Source organism: Streptomyces sp., assembly GCF_031181705.1.
Classification (GTDB): Bacteria; Actinomycetota; Actinomycetes; order Streptomycetales; family Streptomycetaceae; genus Streptomyces.
Genome location: NZ_JAPSKN010000001.1, coordinates 101,160 through 119,027 on the forward strand (window position 1 = coordinate 101,160; position 17,868 = coordinate 119,027).

16 protein-coding genes and 1 tRNA gene are annotated in these 17,868 nt (G+C 73.5%); 8 read left to right on the plus strand and 9 right to left on the minus strand.

The genetic code is table 11. From position 1 onward, the window contains the following. Window positions 1-3: 3 nt before the first annotated feature. From RIN80_RS00485 to RIN80_RS00495, 3 genes are read left to right on the plus strand one after another with little or no spacing between them, the layout of a single operon-like run. Entirely contained in the window at window positions 4-915 is a 912-nt protein-coding gene (locus tag RIN80_RS00485; protein WP_309093416.1) for an ATP-binding cassette domain-containing protein, read from the plus strand. A gap of 1 nt (window position 916) precedes the next feature. After that, the gene (locus tag RIN80_RS00490; protein ID WP_309093417.1) at window positions 917-1,819 is read left to right on the plus strand and encodes a sugar phosphate isomerase/epimerase; all 903 of its coding nucleotides are present in this window, start codon (window positions 917-919) and stop codon (window positions 1,817-1,819) included. 18 nt (window positions 1,820-1,837) lie between these two features. Continuing rightward, window positions 1,838-2,857: a Gfo/Idh/MocA family oxidoreductase gene (locus tag RIN80_RS00495; RefSeq protein ID WP_309093418.1), complete on the plus strand. Its 1,020-nt coding sequence runs from the start codon at window positions 1,838-1,840 to the stop codon at window positions 2,855-2,857. Between the two features lie 47 nt (window positions 2,858-2,904). Here the strand turns inward: RIN80_RS00495 and RIN80_RS00500 are convergent, their stop codons facing one another. Genes RIN80_RS00500 through RIN80_RS00515 form a run of 4 tightly spaced genes read right to left on the minus strand, consistent with a single transcriptional unit; the run spans window position 2,905 to window position 6,906 of the window. After that, window positions 2,905-3,921, minus strand: a complete 1,017-nt coding sequence (locus RIN80_RS00500; RefSeq protein WP_309093419.1) for a Gfo/Idh/MocA family oxidoreductase — start codon at window positions 3,919-3,921, stop codon at window positions 2,905-2,907. After that, the gene (locus RIN80_RS00505; RefSeq protein ID WP_309093420.1) at window positions 3,918-4,922 is read right to left on the minus strand and encodes a Gfo/Idh/MocA family oxidoreductase; all 1,005 of its coding nucleotides are present in this window, start codon (window positions 4,920-4,922) and stop codon (window positions 3,918-3,920) included. The genes RIN80_RS00500 and RIN80_RS00505 overlap by 4 nt, the downstream gene beginning before the upstream one ends. 41 nt (window positions 4,923-4,963) lie before the next feature. Next, entirely contained in the window at window positions 4,964-5,740 is a 777-nt protein-coding gene (locus tag RIN80_RS00510) for an SDR family oxidoreductase (RefSeq protein ID WP_309093421.1), read from the minus strand. Window positions 5,741-5,748: 8 nt separating this feature from the next. Next, complete coding sequence (locus RIN80_RS00515; RefSeq protein WP_309093422.1) at window positions 5,749-6,906, minus strand: phytanoyl-CoA dioxygenase family protein; 1,158 nt, start codon at window positions 6,904-6,906, stop codon at window positions 5,749-5,751. A gap of 109 nt (window positions 6,907-7,015) precedes the next feature. Here RIN80_RS00515 and RIN80_RS00520 point away from each other — a divergent pair, with 109 nt between their 5' ends. Next, complete coding sequence (locus RIN80_RS00520; protein ID WP_309093423.1) at window positions 7,016-8,047, plus strand: LacI family DNA-binding transcriptional regulator; 1,032 nt, start codon at window positions 7,016-7,018, stop codon at window positions 8,045-8,047. A 294-nt stretch (window positions 8,048-8,341) separates the two neighbouring features. On the opposite strand, the gene RIN80_RS00525 is transcribed toward RIN80_RS00520, so the two are convergent. Beyond that, complete coding sequence (locus RIN80_RS00525; protein WP_309093424.1) at window positions 8,342-9,505, minus strand: Gfo/Idh/MocA family oxidoreductase; 1,164 nt, start codon at window positions 9,503-9,505, stop codon at window positions 8,342-8,344. A gap of 111 nt (window positions 9,506-9,616) precedes the next feature. On the opposite strand from RIN80_RS00525, the gene RIN80_RS00530 reads away from it, so the two are divergent. From RIN80_RS00530 to RIN80_RS00540, 3 genes are all read left to right on the plus strand, one after another. Continuing rightward, window positions 9,617-10,633: a LacI family DNA-binding transcriptional regulator gene (locus tag RIN80_RS00530; RefSeq protein ID WP_309093425.1), complete on the plus strand. Its 1,017-nt coding sequence runs from the start codon at window positions 9,617-9,619 to the stop codon at window positions 10,631-10,633. Window positions 10,634-11,328: 695 nt separating this feature from the next. Further along, on the plus strand, window positions 11,329-11,649 hold the full coding sequence (locus RIN80_RS00535; RefSeq protein ID WP_309093426.1) for a hypothetical protein: 321 nt from the start codon (window positions 11,329-11,331) through the stop codon (window positions 11,647-11,649). A gap of 44 nt (window positions 11,650-11,693) precedes the next feature. Further along, window positions 11,694-11,767, plus strand: a tRNA-Pro gene (locus RIN80_RS00540). A 57-nt stretch (window positions 11,768-11,824) separates the two neighbouring features. On the opposite strand, the gene RIN80_RS00545 is transcribed toward RIN80_RS00540, so the two are convergent. Together RIN80_RS00545 and RIN80_RS00550 are read right to left on the minus strand one after the other, a co-directional pair. Next, window positions 11,825-12,058, minus strand: a complete 234-nt coding sequence (locus RIN80_RS00545) for a hypothetical protein (RefSeq protein WP_309093427.1) — start codon at window positions 12,056-12,058, stop codon at window positions 11,825-11,827. After that, complete coding sequence (locus RIN80_RS00550; protein WP_309093428.1) at window positions 12,051-12,758, minus strand: DsbA family protein; 708 nt, start codon at window positions 12,756-12,758, stop codon at window positions 12,051-12,053. Before RIN80_RS00550 ends, RIN80_RS00545 begins: the two co-directional genes overlap by 8 nt. A gap of 401 nt (window positions 12,759-13,159) precedes the next feature. Between RIN80_RS00550 and RIN80_RS00555 the strand changes: the two genes are divergently transcribed. Next, window positions 13,160-14,329 (plus strand): transposase, encoded by a 1,170-nt coding sequence (locus tag RIN80_RS00555; protein WP_309093429.1) that lies wholly within the window; start codon window positions 13,160-13,162, stop codon window positions 14,327-14,329. Here the strand turns inward: RIN80_RS00555 and RIN80_RS00560 are convergent. Next, on the minus strand, window positions 14,317-16,275 hold the full coding sequence (locus RIN80_RS00560) for a helix-turn-helix domain-containing protein (protein WP_309093430.1): 1,959 nt from the start codon (window positions 16,273-16,275) through the stop codon (window positions 14,317-14,319). The two genes, RIN80_RS00555 and RIN80_RS00560, sit on opposite strands and share 13 nt — an antisense overlap. Window positions 16,276-16,611: 336 nt before the next feature. Next, window positions 16,612-17,862, minus strand: a complete 1,251-nt coding sequence (locus tag RIN80_RS00565; RefSeq protein WP_309093431.1) for an MFS transporter — start codon at window positions 17,860-17,862, stop codon at window positions 16,612-16,614. Between the last annotated feature and the right edge of the window lie 6 nt (window positions 17,863-17,868).

Here is a 17,868-nt window from a genome sequence, read left to right on the forward strand (position 1 = left end):
GCGATGACCAGCAACGAAACCGGCACCCACGGTGCCGTCCTGAAGGACACCCCGCCCGAGGGGGACCGCCCCCTGGTCGAACTGCGCGGCGCGGGCAAGTCCTACGGCAACATCCGCGCCCTGCACGGCGTCGACCTGGAGGTGTACCCCGGCAAGGTCACCTGCGTCCTCGGCGACAACGGCGCCGGCAAGTCCACCCTCATCAAGATCGTCTCGGGGCTGCACCAGCACACCGAGGGCGAGTTCCTCGTCGACGGCGAGCCGGTGCGCTTCTCCACCCCGCGCGAGGCCCTCGACAAGGGCATCGCCACGGTCTACCAGGACCTCGCGGTCGTCCCGCTGATGCCGGTGTGGCGCAACTTCTTCCTCGGCTCCGAGATGACCAAGGGCCCCTGGCCCGTGCGCCGGCTCGACATCGAGAGGATGAAGAAGACCGCGGACGAGGAACTGCGCAACATGGGCATCGTCCTGGACGACCTGGAGCAGCCCATCGGCACGCTCTCCGGCGGCCAGCGCCAGTGCGTCGCCATCGCCCGCGCCGTCTACTTCGGCGCCCGCGTCCTCATCCTGGACGAGCCGACCGCCGCCCTCGGCGTCAAGCAGTCCGGTGTGGTGCTGAAGTACATCGCCGCCGCCCGCGAGAAGGGCCTCGGCGTCATCTTCATCACCCACAACCCCCACCACGCCTACATGGTCGGCGACCACTTCAGCGTCCTGCGCCTGGGCACGATGGAGCTGTCCGCCTCCCGCAGCGAGGTCAGCCTCGAAGAGCTGACCAACCACATGGCCGGCGGCGCCGAACTGGCCTCCCTCAAGCACGAGTTGGCGCAGGTCCGCGGCGTCGACGTCGAAGGGCTCCCCGAGGAGGGGGACCTCTCCGCTCCCGTAGTCACGTCCTCGGAAGGAAAGTCCTGACATGGCGCTCGCGCTCGACCGCATCCGGGTCGGCTCCGCTCCCGACTCCTGGGGCGTCTGGTTCCCCGACGACCCTCAGCAGGTGCCCTGGGAACGCTTCCTCGACGAGGTCGCCGAGGCCGGTTACTCCTGGATAGAACTCGGCCCCTACGGCTACCTGCCCACCGACCCGGCCCGGCTCACCGAGGAGGTCGCCAGGCGGAATCTGAAGGTCTCCGCCGGCACGATCTTCTGCGGACTGCACCGCGGCCCCTCCGAGTGGGACTCCACCTGGGAGCAGGTCAGCCGGGTCGCCGCCCTGACCCAGGCCATGGACGCCAAGCACCTGGTCGTCATCCCGTCCTTCTGGCGGGACGACAAGACCGCCGAGATCCTGGAGCCCCCGGAGCTCACCGTCGAGCAGTGGCGCAACCTCACCACCGGCATGGAGCGCCTCGGCCGCGAGGTGAAGGACCGCTACGGCCTGGACATCGTCGTCCACCCGCACGCCGACACCCACATCGACACCGAGGAGCACGTCGAGCGGTTCCTCGACTCGACCGACTCCGACCACGTCAACCTCTGCCTGGACACCGGGCACTACGCCTACTGCGGCGGCGACAGCGTCAAGCTCATCGAGACCTACGGCGAGCGCATCGGCTACCTGCACCTCAAGCAGGTCGACCCGGAGATCCTCGCCGACGTCGTCAAGAACGAGATCCCGTTCGGACCGGCCGTCGCACGCGGTGTGATGTGCGAACCGCCCGCCGGCGTCCCCGAGCTGGGCCCGGTCCTCGCGGCCGCCCAGAAGCTCGGCGTGGACCTCTTCGCCATCGTCGAGCAGGACATGTACCCCTGCGAGCCGGACAAGCCGCTGCCGATCGCGGTGCGCACCCGCAAGTTCCTGAGGTCCTGCGGCGCCTGACGACCCGAAAGGACGGCCATGACCGAGCGCGCCACCGTAGGAGTCGCAGTCGTCGGTACGGGCAGGATGGGCGCCGACCATGTGCGCCGCATCCACGAAGTCACCAGCGGGGCCCGGGTGGTGGCCGTCGCCGACGTCGACGCGGAGCGCGCGAAGGCCGTCGCCGCCCGCGTCGACGGCTGCACCGCCCACACCGACCCGGCCGCGGCGCTGGCGGCGGACGGCGTCGACGCCGTCCTGATCGCCTCCCCGGGCCCGGCCCACGAAGCCACCCTGCTCGCCGCCTTCGAGCGCGATCTGCCCGTGCTGTGCGAGAAGCCGCTCACCCCCGACGCGGCCTCCGCCCTGCGCGTCGTCGAAGCCGAACAGCGCCTCGGCCACCGCCGCGTCCAGGTCGGCTTCATGCGCCGCTACGACCCCGAGTACGCCAAGCTGAAGGCCCTGCTGGCGACCGGACAGCTGGGCCGTCCGCTGATGCTGCACAACCGGCACCGCAACGTCGCCAGCCCGCCCTTCTTCACCAGCTCCATGCTCGTCACCGACTCCGTCGCCCACGAGGCCGACGCGACGCGCTGGCTGCTGGGCCACGAGATCACCGCCGTCACGGTGCTGCGCCCCACCCCCTCCGCCAGCGCCCCGGACGGCTTGCAGGACCCGCAGTTCGTCGTCTTCGAGACCGACGGCGGCGCCCTCAGCGACGTCGAGATCTTCGTCAACTGCGGCTTCGGCTACCAGGTCCAGGCCGAGCTGGTCTGCGAACGCGGCACCGCCCGCATCGGCGACGGGCACGCCCTGGTCACCCACATGGCCGGCCGCTGGGGCGGCACCATCGCCCAGGACTGGACGGAACGCTTCGAGACGGCCTACGACCGCGAGGTCCAGGCCTGGATCGACGCCACCCGCCGCGGCGTGGTCACCGGCCCGAGCGCCTGGGACGGCTACGCCGCGACGGCGGTGTGCGAGGCGGGGGCGCGGGCGCTGCGGGACGGCGGCCGGGTGGAGGTCGACCTGGTGGCAAGGCCCGAACTGTACGCGTGAGAAAGGGCCCCGGGGCCGTCCCCGGGGCTCCTTCGGGCTGCGGCGCGTCAGATCCGGGTGCGCGGCCGGGGATCGAACCCGGCCTTTCGGTAGCAGGCGTCGACGAGCCGCATCGTCGCCACCGCGTCGTCGGCGTCCAGCGGCAGGGACGCCCCGTTGCGCACCCGGGCGGCGAACGCCTGAAGCTGGTACGCGTACGAGGAGCGGGTGCCGAGGTGCTCGGTGCGCTCGCCCCGCGCCGTGCGGACCACGACGCGGTCGTCCAGCTGGGGCAGGACGAAGTTCGGGGCCGTCGCCTCGCCCCGGGAGCCGACGATCCGGATGCTCATGTCGAGCCCGCCGTACGCCATGTGGCAGCGGGCCGCACCGGTCGCCCCGCCGGGGAACTCCAGGTCGGCGTCCAGCCACTCGTCGACACCGGGGGCACCCGCGCGTTCCCCGGCCCGGGACGCCGTCAGCCTGGGCGCGCCGCCCGCCCAGGGGGCCAGCATGCGCAGGGCGTGCAGGCTGTAGCAGCCGAGGTCCATCAGGGCGCCGCCGGCCAGCGGCAGCGACCAGCGCGGGTCGCCCTCCGGCGGCGCGGCGATCGCGACCATCGCCTCGACGCGGCGCAGTTCGCCGAGTTCGCCCGCGGCCAGCAGCTCGTGCAGCCGGCGGGTGACCGGGTGGAAGAGGTAGTGGAAGGCCTCCATGAAGACCGTCCCGGCCCGCTCGGCGGCGGCTCGCACCTCCGCCGCCTCCTCGGCGTTGCTCGCCGAGGGCTTCTCCGACAGCACGTGCTTGCCCGCCGCGAGGGCGGCGAGGTTCCACGGGCCGTGCAGACCGTTGGCGAGCGGGTTGTAGACGACGTCGATCTCCGGATCGGCCACCAGCTCGGCGTACGAGGACGCCACCCGTTCCACGCCGTGCCGGGCGGCGAACTCCTCGGCCCGGGAGCGGTCGCGGGCGGCCACCGCGACGAGGCGGTGGCCGGTCGCCCGGGCCGGGTCGATCAGGGAGCGTTCGGTGATGCGCGCGGCTCCCAGCACACCGATGCGCAGGGGATCCGGGCCCGGGCCGCTCATGCCTGGCGCACCTCCGCGATCGTCACGGGGCGGCGCTCGTGCAGCGACAGGGTGCACGCGTCGGCGATCCAGCCCGCCTCCAGGGCGTCCTCGATGGTGCAGGGGGAGGGGCGGGTGCCGGCCACGACCTCGGTGAACGCGGTCAGTTCGGCGCGGTAGGCCGCGGTGAAGCGGTCCATGAAGAAGTCGTGCGGGGTGCCCGCGGGGAAGGTCACGCCCGGCTCGACCGAGCGCAGCGGCAGTTTGTCCTCCAGGCCGACGGCGATGGAGTCCTCGAAGCCGTGGATCTCCATGCGCACGTCGTAACCCCTGCCGTTGTGACGGGAGTTGGAGACCACCGCGAGCGTGCCGTCGTCGAGGGTGAGGATCGCGCCGGTGGTGTCGGCGTCGCCCGCCTCCTTGATGTACCCGGCGCCGCGGTTGCCGCCCACGGCGTACACCTCGCTCACCTCGCGCCCGGTCACCCAGCGGATGATGTCGAAGTCGTGCACCGAGCAGTCGCGGAAGATGCCGCCGGAGGCGGCGATGTACGCGGCCGGCGGCGGCGCCGGGTCCAGCGTGGTCGAGCGGACCGTGTGCAGGGTGCCCAGCTCACCGCTGCGCACGGCGGCACGGGCGTTGACGAAACCGGCGTCGAAGCGGCGGTTGTACCCGATCTGGATCGGCACGTCCGTGCCCTGGACGGCCTTGAGCACCTCGACGCCCTCGGCCATGGTCCGGGCGACGGGCTTCTCGCAGAAGACCGGGACCCCGGCCTCGACCCCGGCCAGGATCAGCGCGGGGTGGGCGTCCGTGGCGGCCGCGACGACGATCCCGTCGACCCCGGCGGCCAGCAGCGCCTCCGGCGAGTCGACGACATCGGCCCCGAACCGCTCGGCGGCGGCCTTGGCGGCGTCGGCGAACGGGTCGGTCACGACGAGGGAGTCGACCGCGTCGAGGCCGGAGAGGGTCTCGGCGTGGAAGGCGCCGATGCGGCCGAGGCCGAGGATTCCGATACGCATGGGTGTTGCTCCTGGAGAGGGTGGGTGTCGTGCGGGGGTGTTCAGTCGAGTCCGCCGAGGACGTTCTGGTCCCAGTCGATGACCGACCCGGTGACCACGCCGGACCGGTCGGACAGCAGGAAGACCACGAAGTCGGCGATCTCGTCGGGCTGTCCCAGCTTGCCCATGGGCAGCTTCGCGGCGGCCTCCTCGCGCCAGTCGTCCCCGGCGCCGTGGAACGTCTTCTGCGTGGCGTCCTCGCCCTCGGTCGCCGTCCAGCCGATGTTGAGGCCGTTGATCCGCACCCGGTCCCAGCGGTGCGCGTGCGCCGCGTTGCGGGTCAGGCCGATCAGGCCGGCCTTGGCCGCGACGTACGGCGCGAGGAAGGGCTGCCCGCCGTGCGCCGACGACGTGATGATGTTGACGACCGTGCCGGGCGCCCGGCGCGCCACCATGTCCGCGACCGCCGCCTGCATCGCGAAGAACGGCGCCTTCAGGTTGATCGCGATGTGCTGGTCGAACAGTTCCGGCGTGGTGTCGAGCAGCGTCCCCCGGGACGTCAGCCCCGCGGAGTTGACCAGGCAGTCGACCCGGCCGTACGCGTCGACCACCTGGGCCACGGCCGCCTTCGCCTGCCCGGCGTCGGCGAGGTCGGCGCGGACGAACATCGCCTTGGCCCCGGCGGCCGTCAGCTCCGCCACCAGCGCCTCGCCCGGCTCCACACGCCGCCCGGTGACGGCCACGACCGCCCCCTCGCGGGCCGCGGCCCGCGCGATCGCGGCACCCACCCCCTGGCTGCCGCCGTTGACCAGAACGACCTTGTCGTCGAGAAGTCCCATGGCGTTCCTCAGCTCTCTCGTCGTTCGGCGGCGGCCCGCAGCTCCGCCCGGAACGCCTGCGGCGTCCACCCCTCGCGCAGCGCCCGCCGCATCAGGTCCGCCTGGGAGAGCGGGGCCAGTCCGTCGAGCGGCGGGTCGCTGTCGAGGTTGGTCGGGAAGGGGTAGCCCTCGGCGCTCGCCGCGACCACGTTGTCGAGCCACGCCTGGTCGGCGCCCTCGGCCTTGCGCCTGAGCAGTACGGGATACACGGCGTTCGCCACGGCCTGCCGGTCCACCGTCTCCATCGCGCGGCCGAACGCCGACGACACCTGCAGCAGGTTGGCCATGCGGCGGATGTCCGCCGAGCGGTTGGTGCCGGCCGCGTGGAACAGCGCGGGGTTGAAGAACACCGCGTCGCCCTTGGCCAGCGGCAGCTGCACGTACCGTGCCTCGAAGTACGACCGGAACTCCGGCAGCCGCCAGGCGAGGTAGCCCGGCGCGTACTTCTGCGAGTGCGGCAGGTACATCGTCGGCCCGGACTCCACGGGCATGTCGCAGTGGGCGACCGCGCCCTGGAGGGTCAGCACCGGGGAGAGGCGGTGCACATGCGCGGGGTAGGCGGCGGCGCCGTCGTTCGACAGGAAGCCGAGGTGGTAGTCGCGGTGCACCGTCTGCGCGGCGCCGCCCGGGTTGACCACGTTGAGCTGGGAGGTGACCTGGTAGCCGGGGCCCAGCCAGGCCGTGGAGACCAGGGCGAGGATGTCGTTGGCGTAGTAGTCGGCGAACACCTCCGCGTCGTACAGGGCCGCCTTCTCCAGCGCGTTCCACACCCGGTCGTTGGCGCCCGGCTTGGCGAAGTGATCGCCGGCCGTGGCGCCCGAGGCACGCTGTTCGGCGATGAGCCCCTCGAACACCGCGGTGGCCCGGTCCACGACCTGCGGGTCGGGGAAGGCACCGCGGAAGACGACGATGCCGGGACCGTCGGCGAGGGCCCGCACCAGTTCGGCCTGGACCACGCGGTCGCCTTCGAGGAGGCCGCAGTCGTAGACCGGCACGTTCCGCTCGACGGCCACGGCGTGCGGGTAGTCGGCGGGATCGGTCGCCTGCTCGACCAGCGCGCGGAACGCGTCGAGGTCGCAGTCCTGCTCGGACAGCCAGGCACGGTGGTGTACGGAAGTGAAGGACATCGTCGTCCCTTCAGGGGTCACGGAGCGACGCAGCCCTGTCATTCTTGTCAGTACAAACCCCTCGAACAACCAGCAGCGAGCCATCAAAAACCCCTCAAGGAGCCGAGGCGTGGGACACCCCTTCCCGATCCGCGAGATCGCACGTCAGGCGGGTCTGAGCGAGGCGACCGTGGACCGGGTCCTGAACGGCAGGGGAGGCGTGCGCGAGAACACCGCGCGCGAGGTCCACCAGGCCATCGCGGACCTGGACCGGCAGCGCACCCAGGTCCGCCTCGTCGGCCGGACGTTCATGGTCGACCTCGTGATGCAGGCGCCCGAACGCTTCACCACCGCCATCCGGGCCGCCCTGGAGGCCGAGCTGCCGGCGCTGCACCCGGCGGTGCTGCGCTCCCGCTTCCACTTCCGCCAGACCGGCCCGGTCGGAGAGCTGGTGCGGACCCTGGACCGGATCGCCCGGCGTGGCTCGCAGGGAGTGATCCTCAAGGCGCCGGACGTCCCCGAGGTCACCGCCGCGGTCGGCCGGCTCGCCGCCGCCGGGATACCGGTCGTGACCCTGGTGACCGACCTGCCGTCCAGCGCCCGCCTCGCCTACGTGGGCATCGACGACCGGGCGGCCGGGGCGACGGCCGCGTACCTCATGGGGCAGTGGCTGGGGGAGCGGCCGGGCAACATCCTCACCAGCCTCAGCAGCGGCTTCTTCCGCAACGAGGAGGAGCGCGAGATGGGCTTCCGCAGCGCCATGCGCGCCCGGCACCCCGAGCGCACGCTGGTCGAGATCGCCGAGGGACAGGGCCTGGACGCCACCCAGTACGACCTGGTCCGGGCCGCCCTGGAACGCGACCCGGACATCCGCGCCGTCTACTCGATCGGCGGCGGCAACATCGCCACGCTGCGGGCCTTCGACGACCTCGGCCGCGAGTGCGCCGTGTTCGTCGCGCACGACCTGGACCACGACAACACCCGGCTGCTGCGCGAGCACCGGCTGTCGGCCGTCCTCCACCACGACCTGCGCCAGGACGTGCGCGAGGCCTGCCACACCGTCATGCGCGCGCACGGCGCCCTGCCCCCGGCCGGCCCGACGCTTCCGTCGGCGATCCAGGTGGTGACGCCGTACAACATGCCACCGCAGACGGCCGTGTGATCCGGGGACGGGACCGGGCGCGGGGCCGGGGCAGGGCCCGCCCCGGCCCCGGCCGTCGGGCCCATGTGGACCTCGCCCCGCCGCCTGCCGCGCGGCCCTGCGCGAGCCGCTCCCTGCCGGGTGGGCGAGGGCGGTCGCCGCTCTCGGCGCCTCCCACCTGGCGGTGCCGCCGTCCTGGCCAGGCGCCCCCGGCCGCGCCACGGCCGCCCCCGGGATCATGGGGAGGTGGCTCGTCCCGCTCCAGGCGAAGGTCTGCTGGGCCGGCGGCTCCGGACCCGGGCCTGGCGGCGGGGATCACGCCGGCCCGTCCACCCGCTCCCAGGCACCGCTGTGCGCCGACCGCGCCATGGCGTCCAGCGCGGCCGCGCTGTGCACGGCGTCGGCGAGCGTCGCCCCGTGGGGGGTGCCCTCGGCGACCGACCGCAGGAAGCGGTACGCCTCGATGACCTTCAGGTCGTCGTACCCCATGGCGTTCGCCGCGCCCGGCTGGAACGCGCCGAACTCACCGTGGCCCGGGCCCACGTAGACCGTGCTGACCGACTGGTCCTGGTACGTCGTGCCGCGGCTGATCCCCAGCTCGTTCATGCGCCGGAAGTCCCAGAAGACCGCTCCCTCGGTGCCGTGCACCTCGAAGCCGTAGTTGTTCTGCTCGCCGACCGAGACCCGGCAGGCCTCCAGCACGCCGCGCGCACCGGAGGCGAAGCGGAGCAGACAGCCGACGTAGTCCTCGTTCTCGACCGGGCCGAGCTCACCGCCCGCGGCCCGGCTGTGGCCCGCCGTCGCGCCGGCCGGGCGGGCCCGCTCCGGGAGGAAGATCGCCGTGTCGGCCGTGAGGGACGTGATGTCGCCGAGCAGGAACCGGGCCAGGTCCGCCCCGTGCGAGGCCAGGTCGCCCAGCACCCCGCTGCCCCCGCGCTCCCGTTCGTAGCGCCAGGTCAGCGCGCCCTCGGGGTGGGCCGCGTAGTCGCTGAACAGCCGCACGCGCACATGCGTGACCGTGCCGAGCTCCCCGGAGGCGATCAGCTCCCGGGCCGCCTCGACGGCCGGCGCGTTGCGGTAGTTGAAGCCGACCGTGCCCTGCACACCCGCCTCGGCCACCGCGTCGGCCACCGCGCGGGCGTCCCCGGCGGTCAGGCCGACCGGCTTCTCGATCCAGATGTGCTTGCCCGCCCGGGCCATGGCGACGCCGATCTCGCGGTGCAGGAAGTTCGGCGCGGTGATGCTGACCGCCCGCACCCGCGGGTCGGCGGCCACCTCGCGCCAGTCGCGGGTGGTGGAGGCGAACCCGAACTGCGCGGCGGCCTCCTCCGCCCGGCCCGGCACCTCCTCGGCGACCGTCACCAGCTCCGGGACGAGGGGCAGTTGCGGATAGTGGTGCCGCACACGCGCGTACGCCTGGGTGTGCACCCGCCCCATCCAGCCGAATCCGACGACGGCGACGCCGAGCGTGTCCACCATGAGAGCCCCTCTTTGGACCGTTCCAGAACCTGTCCGGGCCACCCTCGGTGCGCGTTCCCGGCGCTGTCAACCCTTTGACAAGCACACGGGGGTCATGGAACGGTCCACGGCATGAGACCACCGACCATCCGAGACGTCGCCGAACGGGCAGGCGTCTCCAAGTCGCTGGTCTCCCTCGTGCTGCGCGGCTCCGAGCAGGTGCGCCCCGAGAAGCGGGACGCCGTCCTGCGGGCCGCCCGGGAGCTGGGCTACCGGCCCAACGCCGCCGCGCGCTCCCTCAGCGAACGGCGCACCCGCACCGTCGGCGTCCTCCTCAACGACCTGCGCAACCCCTGGTTCGTGGACCTCCTCGACGGCCTGAACTCCCTCCTGCGCGCACACGGCCTGCACATGCTGCTGGCCGACGCCCGCCTGAACCGCCGCACCGGGCAGGATGCGGCCGACCCGCTGCTCGACCTGCGCGTCGACGGCCTGGTCGTGGTCGGCACCCTGCCCGACCCGGCGGCCCTCGGCACGGTCGCCGAGCGGATGCCGGTCGTGCTGGCCGGTGCCCGCGAGCCGGTGCCGCCCGGCGTGGACCAGGTCGCCGGTGACGACGAGCGGGGCGCCCGGCTGGTCACCGAGCACCTCATCGGCCTCGGCCACCGCCGCATCGCGCACCTCGCGGGCTTCGGCGCTGTGGGCGAACTGCGCCGTCGCAGCTTCGAGGCGACGATGCGGGCGCACGGCCTGGCGGACCGGGCCGTCGTCGAGGCCGGCGACATGACCGAGGAGGGCGGCTACCGCGCGACCGTCCGCCTGCTCAGCCGCCCCGACCGGCCCACCGCCGTCTTCGCCGTCAACGACATCACCTGCGTGGGCGCCCTCTCCGCCGCCGAGGAACTCGGACTGCGCGTACCGCGCGACCTCTCCCTCGTCGGCTACGACGACACGAGCCTGTCCCGGCTGCGTCACCTGTGGCTCACCACGGTCGACAACGCCGGGTACGACGTCGGCCGCCGGGCGGCCCGCTTCCTCCTCGACCGGCTGGAACGGCCCGGGGGAGAGGGGCGGCTCCAGCTGGCCGCGCCGACGCTCCAGGTCCGCGGGACGACCGGGCCGCCGGCCGGCACGGCGCCCGGCGGCTGAGGGCGCGAGCGGCCCGACCGCCGTGGCGCTGCACGCCGGCCCCGGCTCACGGCGAGCAGGACGCGGGCGCGGCCCGACCGCCGTGCGGGGCATGCCGGACCCGGGCCGCGGCGAGCGGGACGCAGGCGCCGCCGGACCGGGGTGCGGCGGTCGTGCCCGGACCGGGGTGCGGCGGTCGTGCCGCACGGCACGACCGGGGGACAGTGCGACCCCGTACCGCGGTGGTGAAGCGTCCGGCGGCCCACCCCGTATGACGATCTACGCGACCGTCTCGATCACGCCCGGCGCCCGGCAGCCGCGCCACCGCCGTCGGCTCGACCTCCGGCACGGGCCGCTTCGGCGCCGTCTCCGGCCGTGGCACGGCGGGCGGTTGCCCGCCGCGGACCGGGGCGAAGGGCGCCTCACCGTCTTCGCGCCGGCGAGCGTGAGTTCCCTGGGCTCCGTCGGCCTGGCCACGGTCCGCGGCGCGCGGCGGACGGCCGAGGACAGCGCGGAGCGGACACTGATCGGCGCGCAAGGGATGGCGTGCGCCGCCACACAGGGCGCGCACGGACATCGGCCGGCGCGTCAGCGCGCGGCCGGTGTCCCGTCCCCCCGTACGCCCTGGTCGGACGCGCCTGTGGAGCCCGCTTATGGTGTGCGGCATATGCCCGGCAGCGGATGCCCGGGCGTCCGAGTGCGAAGGGGGCCACGGGGTGGACGAGGCTGGGGACCGGCGTGTCCGGCGGGCCGACGCGGCCGGGGGTGCCGTCACGGCGCTCCTCGCGGTGGCGGCCTGCGCCGGACACGCCACCAAGGCGGAACTGCCCTGGTGGGCCGTCCTCGCGGTCGCCGTGTCGACGGCGGGGCTGGCCGGTTGGACCGGCGCGCGGATGGGCGGCCGCCGCGGCCCCCGCGACGAACCCCTGCCCTCCGCCGAGCACGTGCCGGCCCACCCCGGGCCCGGCGCCGCCCGCCCGGAGCACCTCACCGCCCCGGGGCCCGCGCGGCTGAACCCCCCTTCCCGTATGCGGTAGGGTTGACCTGCGCGATCACGCGGTTCACCCCGCGCGAGACGCATCGGGACGTGGCGCAGCTTGGTAGCGCACTTGACTGGGGGTCAAGGGGTCGCAGGTTCAAATCCTGTCGTCCCGACTTGCTGAGACAGCGGGTCGCAAGGCCGTACCGGGTGTTGCCGGTACGGCCTTGCGCTCATGGCCGGTCAGACGCTTCCGGCCATGAGTCGTCGACCCCCAGCGCCACCAGCCGCCGATCCGGCTCCGGCCCGGCCGCGGCCCCTCGTGCCACGAGCCCGGGCGGCTCGTGCGCGGTCCGTTCCGCGATGCGTTCCACGTAGGCGCGCACGGACAGGCCCTCGGCCGCGGCCACCGCCGCCAGGCGGTCGTACGCGGACGCCGAGATGGTCAGGTCCCTCGTCTCAGGCACCGGTGGGCTGCCTCCCCTCCGCCAGCAGGTCGAGCAACTCCCCGGCCCACGATGGGTCGTAGCGGTCCAGGCGCGGCACGCCACCCTCGTTCGGGTCCTTCGTCCACGCGACGTGCGCACCCGGGTTGTGGGCCGCGTACCCTCCCGGCGCGAACAGGTGAGGGCTGCCCTGGACATCCGGTCCCTGGGCGACGCGGAACTGCTCGTGGACCTCGGCGCGGCCGGCGCCGCGCTCCAGGGCGCGGGCCAGCGCCTGCTCGTCCACGTGCTCGCACCGCGCGGCGACGTCGAGGATCTCCGAGGGGATGCTGACGCACCGGCTCTCGACGTAGAACGCGTGCCGCAGGCCGGCGTCCAGTTCGTCGCTGCCGCGCAGGCCGCCGACGGACGGGTCCTTCGCGGCCTGGACCGCCTCCATCGCCGGCAGCATCGTCGACGGGTAGTCGTACTCCCGCCCCGACCACAGGCGCCAGCCGAGGTCGGGACGGTGCGCGGAGATCACCACGATCTCGGGCTCCACGATGAACTTGGGCGTCGGCTGGTGGTTGAACAGCTCCAGGGGGAACGCCCGGTGGTCGATCAGGAGGTCCTGCCCGCGGTCCCGGGCCGTGGTGCGCAGTGTGTGCAGGGCGAGGGAGGCCCAGGGACACCCCAGATCCGACCAGACGGTGACGGGTCGTGGCTCCGGGGCAGCGCTCATGGTGTCCTCCTTGGTAGCGGGACCACACCGGGGTCCCCGTCGTGTGTGCCGCGGCACGGAATTCCATGGTGACGCGCCTGCGGCGCCCGGCGCCCGATGCCGGTGTCACTCTGTCAACTCCCCCCGGAAGGGGCCCCGGACACGGTCACCGCGGACCGGACGGTGGTCTGGACACATCCTGAACGGACTGTTCCGGATGGGGCCGCCGGGGCGGAGGGACGCGATGGTGGCCCGGCCACCGCCGCCCGTCACAAGTCCTGTGCTCCGTGTACCTGGGACCCGTGCCCCACCTGCCCGCACAGTGGACGGGCAGCCCTTCGGATCGTCTTCGTCTACTCCCGATGGAGGGTCCGTTCATGAGTGTGGTCGTGCTGAGCCCTGACCAAGCACAGAGTCCGACCATGCACGAGCCGTCGTACGCCTCTCCGTGCGCCGTGTCACTGCCGGAGATGTGTTCACTGCTGTTCGCCTCCCTGCCCCGCAGCGACCAACGTCGCAAGGGCATGGAGTACATACGTGGTTTGCTGGAGGTGAGGGGACGCAAGTCGATACGCAACATCGCCGCGCTTGTCGGAGGGCAGGCGACGGAACAGAGCCTGCACCACTTCATCAGCGATTCGAGTTGGGAGTGGGGCCCGGTGCGCCGGGCACTGGCCCGGTACGTGGTGAGTGTGGCCCCGCCACAGGCGTGGGTGGTGCGCCCCATGGTGATCCCCAAGGCCGGGCGGCACTCCGTCGGAGTGGAGCGCCGCTTCTTCCCGGAACACGGCCAGATGCTCAACGCCCAGCAGGCCGTGGGCGTATGGGCGGTCTGCGAGGAGACGAGCGTGCCGGTCAACTGGCGCCTGCAGCTCTCCCCGTCCTGGTTCGCCGAGGACCGTCGGCGCCGTGCCTCCATCCCGGACGACGCGTCGGCCGAGACCCTCGGCGAATGCGCACTCCAGGCCTTCCTGGAGGCGGCCGCGTGGCGGCTGCCTCCCCGCCCCGTGGTGATGGACGCCCGCGGCGCTGACGTCGCCTCGACCGTGTCGCGGCTCCTGGACCGGGGCATGCCGATGATGCTCAGGGTGGACGACGCCCTGCGGCTGTCGGTCACGGACCCCGCGCTCAAGGGCTTCGACGCCGTCCCCCGGCCGGTACGCCAGATCATGGGCGCGAGCCGGGGCCTGCAGCGGCCGGTGGTGTGGCCTGACGACAGCATGGGGACGGTCAGGCGCTCCGGGCTCGTCACCGCCGTACGGGTGGCGCTGCCCGGGCCGTCGCGCCGGCGGACCGGAACGGGGCCGTGTGACCTGCTCCTGCTCGGGGTGGGGAACAACGACCGGAGCCGGCCGCGGGAGGTGTGGCTGACGGACCTGACGTCGGTTCCGCCCGCGTTCCCGATGCGGCTGCGAGGGATGGTCCGCCGGGTCGACCAGGACTTCGCCCGGGGCGCCGACCAGGTCGGGATCCGCGACTTCGCCGGACGCTCCTACCGCGGCTGGCACCGGCACGTCACCCTCGCGTCGGCCGCGCACGCCCTGGCGGCCCTGGGCGACACCGACGACGGCGCTCTCGACTATGCGTCCTGATCCCCGGCCGCGTCCCCGGCCGGCTCCCCGCGCTCCCGCAGCACCCGCCGTATCCGGGACATCCTCAGCGCCAGCTGGATCTCCAGGGCACGTTCGGGCCGCTGCCAGTCGGAACCGATCAGGTCACCGATGCGCTCCAGCCGGCGGGCCACGGTGTTGGGGTGCACGTGGAGCTTCTCGGCCGCGTACGTGGGGCTCCCCCCGGTGTCGAAGTAGGCGTCCAGCGTGCGGACCAGCTCCGTCAGGCGCTGCTCGTCGTAGTCGAGCACCGCTCCTATGGTGCTCTGAATGAACCTTTCGGCGTCCACCTGTTCCGACAGCAGCAGACCCACGAACCCCATCTCGTGGGTCGAGGCCGAGGTGCCGGTGGCGCCGAGGGCGGTCATCGCGTCCAGGCAGCGTGCCGCTTCCCGGTACCCGTGGAGGACCGCACCGGGGTCCGACACGGGTCCGGAGCCGCTGACCGTGGGCGGACCGCCGGGCAGGGACGACAGCTCGTCGTGCACCGTCCGGGCGGCGGCGCCCGGGTCGGTGCCCGGCAGCAGCAGCACGATGTCGCCCTCGTGCGTCGTCTGGAGCCCGTTCATGCGGAGCGCGCACGACGACGCCCGGGTCACCGCATGCGCCTGCGGGTCCCCCTCGGCGCGGGCGACGACGACCACGTGCGGCTGATCCAGGCCGATGCCGAGCCGGCGGGCGCGCCGCTCCAGCACGTCCCGGGGCCGGGGCACACTGATCAGCAGGTCCCCGAGCAGTTCGTCGCGGAACTGCCCCTCCACGACCGTGCCACCGCCCTCCTGCAAGGACAGCAGCACGGCGGCGGCCCGGGCCGCGTGCCGCAGCAGTTCCGTGGCGTCGGCGGAGAGCGCGGGACCGGCCTGCACGTACAGGGCGCCCAGGTGGTGACTGCCGGCCAGGACCGGCACGGACCAGATGCCGTCGTCCAGGAGGGCGGGTGAGGGATCCAGCAGGGTCCCGGTGTCCTCCGCGGCGCGTGCGAGCTCCTCGCGAGTGCGCCCGCACAGGGCCCCGGAGGCGGCGATCGCCGTGCCGTGCGGACCGCACAGCAGCACCGGCGCACCCAGTCTGCGGCGGCACTCCTCGACCAGCAGCTGCGGATCACAGCCACCGAGCACCAGGTCCAGCAGCGCCCCCTGCGCCGCGGCCAGCGCGCGCGCCTCGTCCCGCGCGGCCTCCGCGCGCAGCACCCGCTCGCGCAGGGCCGACATCTCCGCGACCGTCTCGTCCAGGTACACGGCCCGGTCCAGCGCCACACCGCCGATCTCGGCGAGCATGTTCACCAGCGCTATCTCGTCGGCGGAGAAATGGCGCACACTGCGGTCCGCCACGTGCAGGGCCCCGGCGGTGGCCGCGCGGCTCAACGGCACGGCGAGAACGGCGTGCAGCCCCTCGGCGCTGATCCACTGATCGAGCTCGTCGGCGTGCCGGAAACTGTCGTCCGTCAGGTAGTCGGAGGTCCACAGCGGCGCGCGATGCGCCAGTACGGCGGCCGCGAGTCCCGCTCCCTTCGGTAATCGCAGCCGGGCGTTGAGCATCGTGACGTGGCCGTCGAGCGAGTGCAGCCGCCCCCCGTCGTCCTCGGCGGCGGGCAGGGTGACCCAGGAGACGTCGGCGCCGAGCAGCAGCCGCGCCCGGCGGGTGATGATCTTGAGGGTGTCCTCGACGGTGTGCGGACTGGCCAGATCGGCCGCGGTGTCGACGAGCGTGGCGAGGGCGGCGCTCCACTGCTGACGGCGCTCCAGCCGTGCCTGGATGCCCAGGGCCAGCCGTCTGGTCTGTTCCACCATGCGCAGGTCCGCGCCGGTCACGCCCTGTCTGCGGGCCTCCTCGACCACCGCTTCGAAGCGGTTCGCCGGCCCCTCACCCGCCAGGAGGTCCAGCAGCGCCAGCACGGCCGCCACCGATGCGTCCTTCTTCTGCGACACGAGGCCCTCCGGTGTCTCGTTCCCCAACCGCCGGCAGTGACGGTGCACGACGGCCGAGTCGCACGGACCGCGGCCTACCGGCGCAACGGGAGGACTCCCGCGTGCATTCCGCGAGCCGTGCCCGCGAACCGGGAGCCGCAGCCTCTCCCCCCACATGGTCACCTGGTGGCCTGCGGCCCGGACCGGTGCCGGCCGACAACCGGGCAGACGCACTGTCCTTTCGCGAACCCCTGTGGCGATTATGCCAGTTGACGCATGTGGAGGTGCTCTGGGAAACGCGGTGTGCGCCGTCACACTCACGGGGTGTGACGGCGCACCCGGACCGGACGCCGGCGGTCAGAGCGCCAGGAGCGAGACGATGGCGGGCCCGAACGCCGCACCCAGCAGATAGGACAGGTTGAACATGCCGATGGCCGGGGGGCGTTGGTCGTCGGGGACGGCCGAGGTGGCGTGCACCGCGAACGCTCCCTGGCCCGAGGCCGCCGCGATCGACGTCAGGGCCTGAGCGGCCAGCAGGACCGCGGCGGACGTGCCGACGAAGGCCAGCACCGCTCCGAGCGCGGCGAGGGTGACCAGCGCGCTGATCACGGTCCGGCGTCCCGTCCGCGCCGACACCGCCACGACGAACCAGGACAGGGCGCCGCCCAGCAGCAGCGGCCACACCATGGCGACGCCGATCTCACTGGTGGACCACGATGTGTGGTCCTCCAGCCGCTCCGGAATCGCGTACATCATGCCGAAGTTGACCACCGCCAGGCACAGCGCGAGGCCCGCGGAGACCAGGAAGCCCGGGTTGCGGACCAGGACCGCGGGCACGAAGCCCCGCGGCCGCGCGCGCACGTGGGCCGCCAGCAGTCCCGCGGCGAGGACGGAGCACACACCGGCCACCAGTGGCTGGTGGGGCACGAACACCAACGCGGTGACCAGCGCGGTCAGCAGCACCGCGCCCAGCGGGTCGAACGGCTCCCGGGTGACCGGGGCGCCGTTCGCGCACCGGGCCACGGCGAAGGGCACGGCCACCGTGCTGAGCACCGGCAGCGCGAGGGTGGCCTGCCAGGACAGCACGTCGTTGACGAGGGAACCGGCCAGCGGGGCCGTCGAACCCACCACGGCGAGCGAGGCGGTGACCAGCCCCATGGCGCGCGGCGAGCCGGCGAGGCTCATGGCCGTCGCCGTGAGACCGGCCGTGCCCAGACCCATCAGGGCGGTGCCCAGGACGAGGACCGGCAGCACGGGTATCCCGGCGACCAGGCCCGCCCCCAGCAGGACGAGCACACCGCAGACGGTGAGCGCGGCGCGCGCGCCCCGGCGGTCCAGCAGCCCGGCCAGCAGGGGCGTCCCGACCGCTATGCCCCAGCCGAACGCGGTCACGGTCCAGGTGGCGGCGCCGGTCGAGACGCCGAGGTCCCTCGCGGCGTCGTCCAGGACCAGGGCCGGGCCCGCGATGCCGAAGGACAGCGGGCCCGCCATGAGGGCAAGCCAGAGGGCCGCGGCTCCGTGGAACGGGCCGCGGGCTTCGGTTTCGTGAGGTTTCCTGCCCGGCGCGGCGGGACCCGGGGCGCCGGACTCGGCGAGTGAGTTGCTCATCTGCTG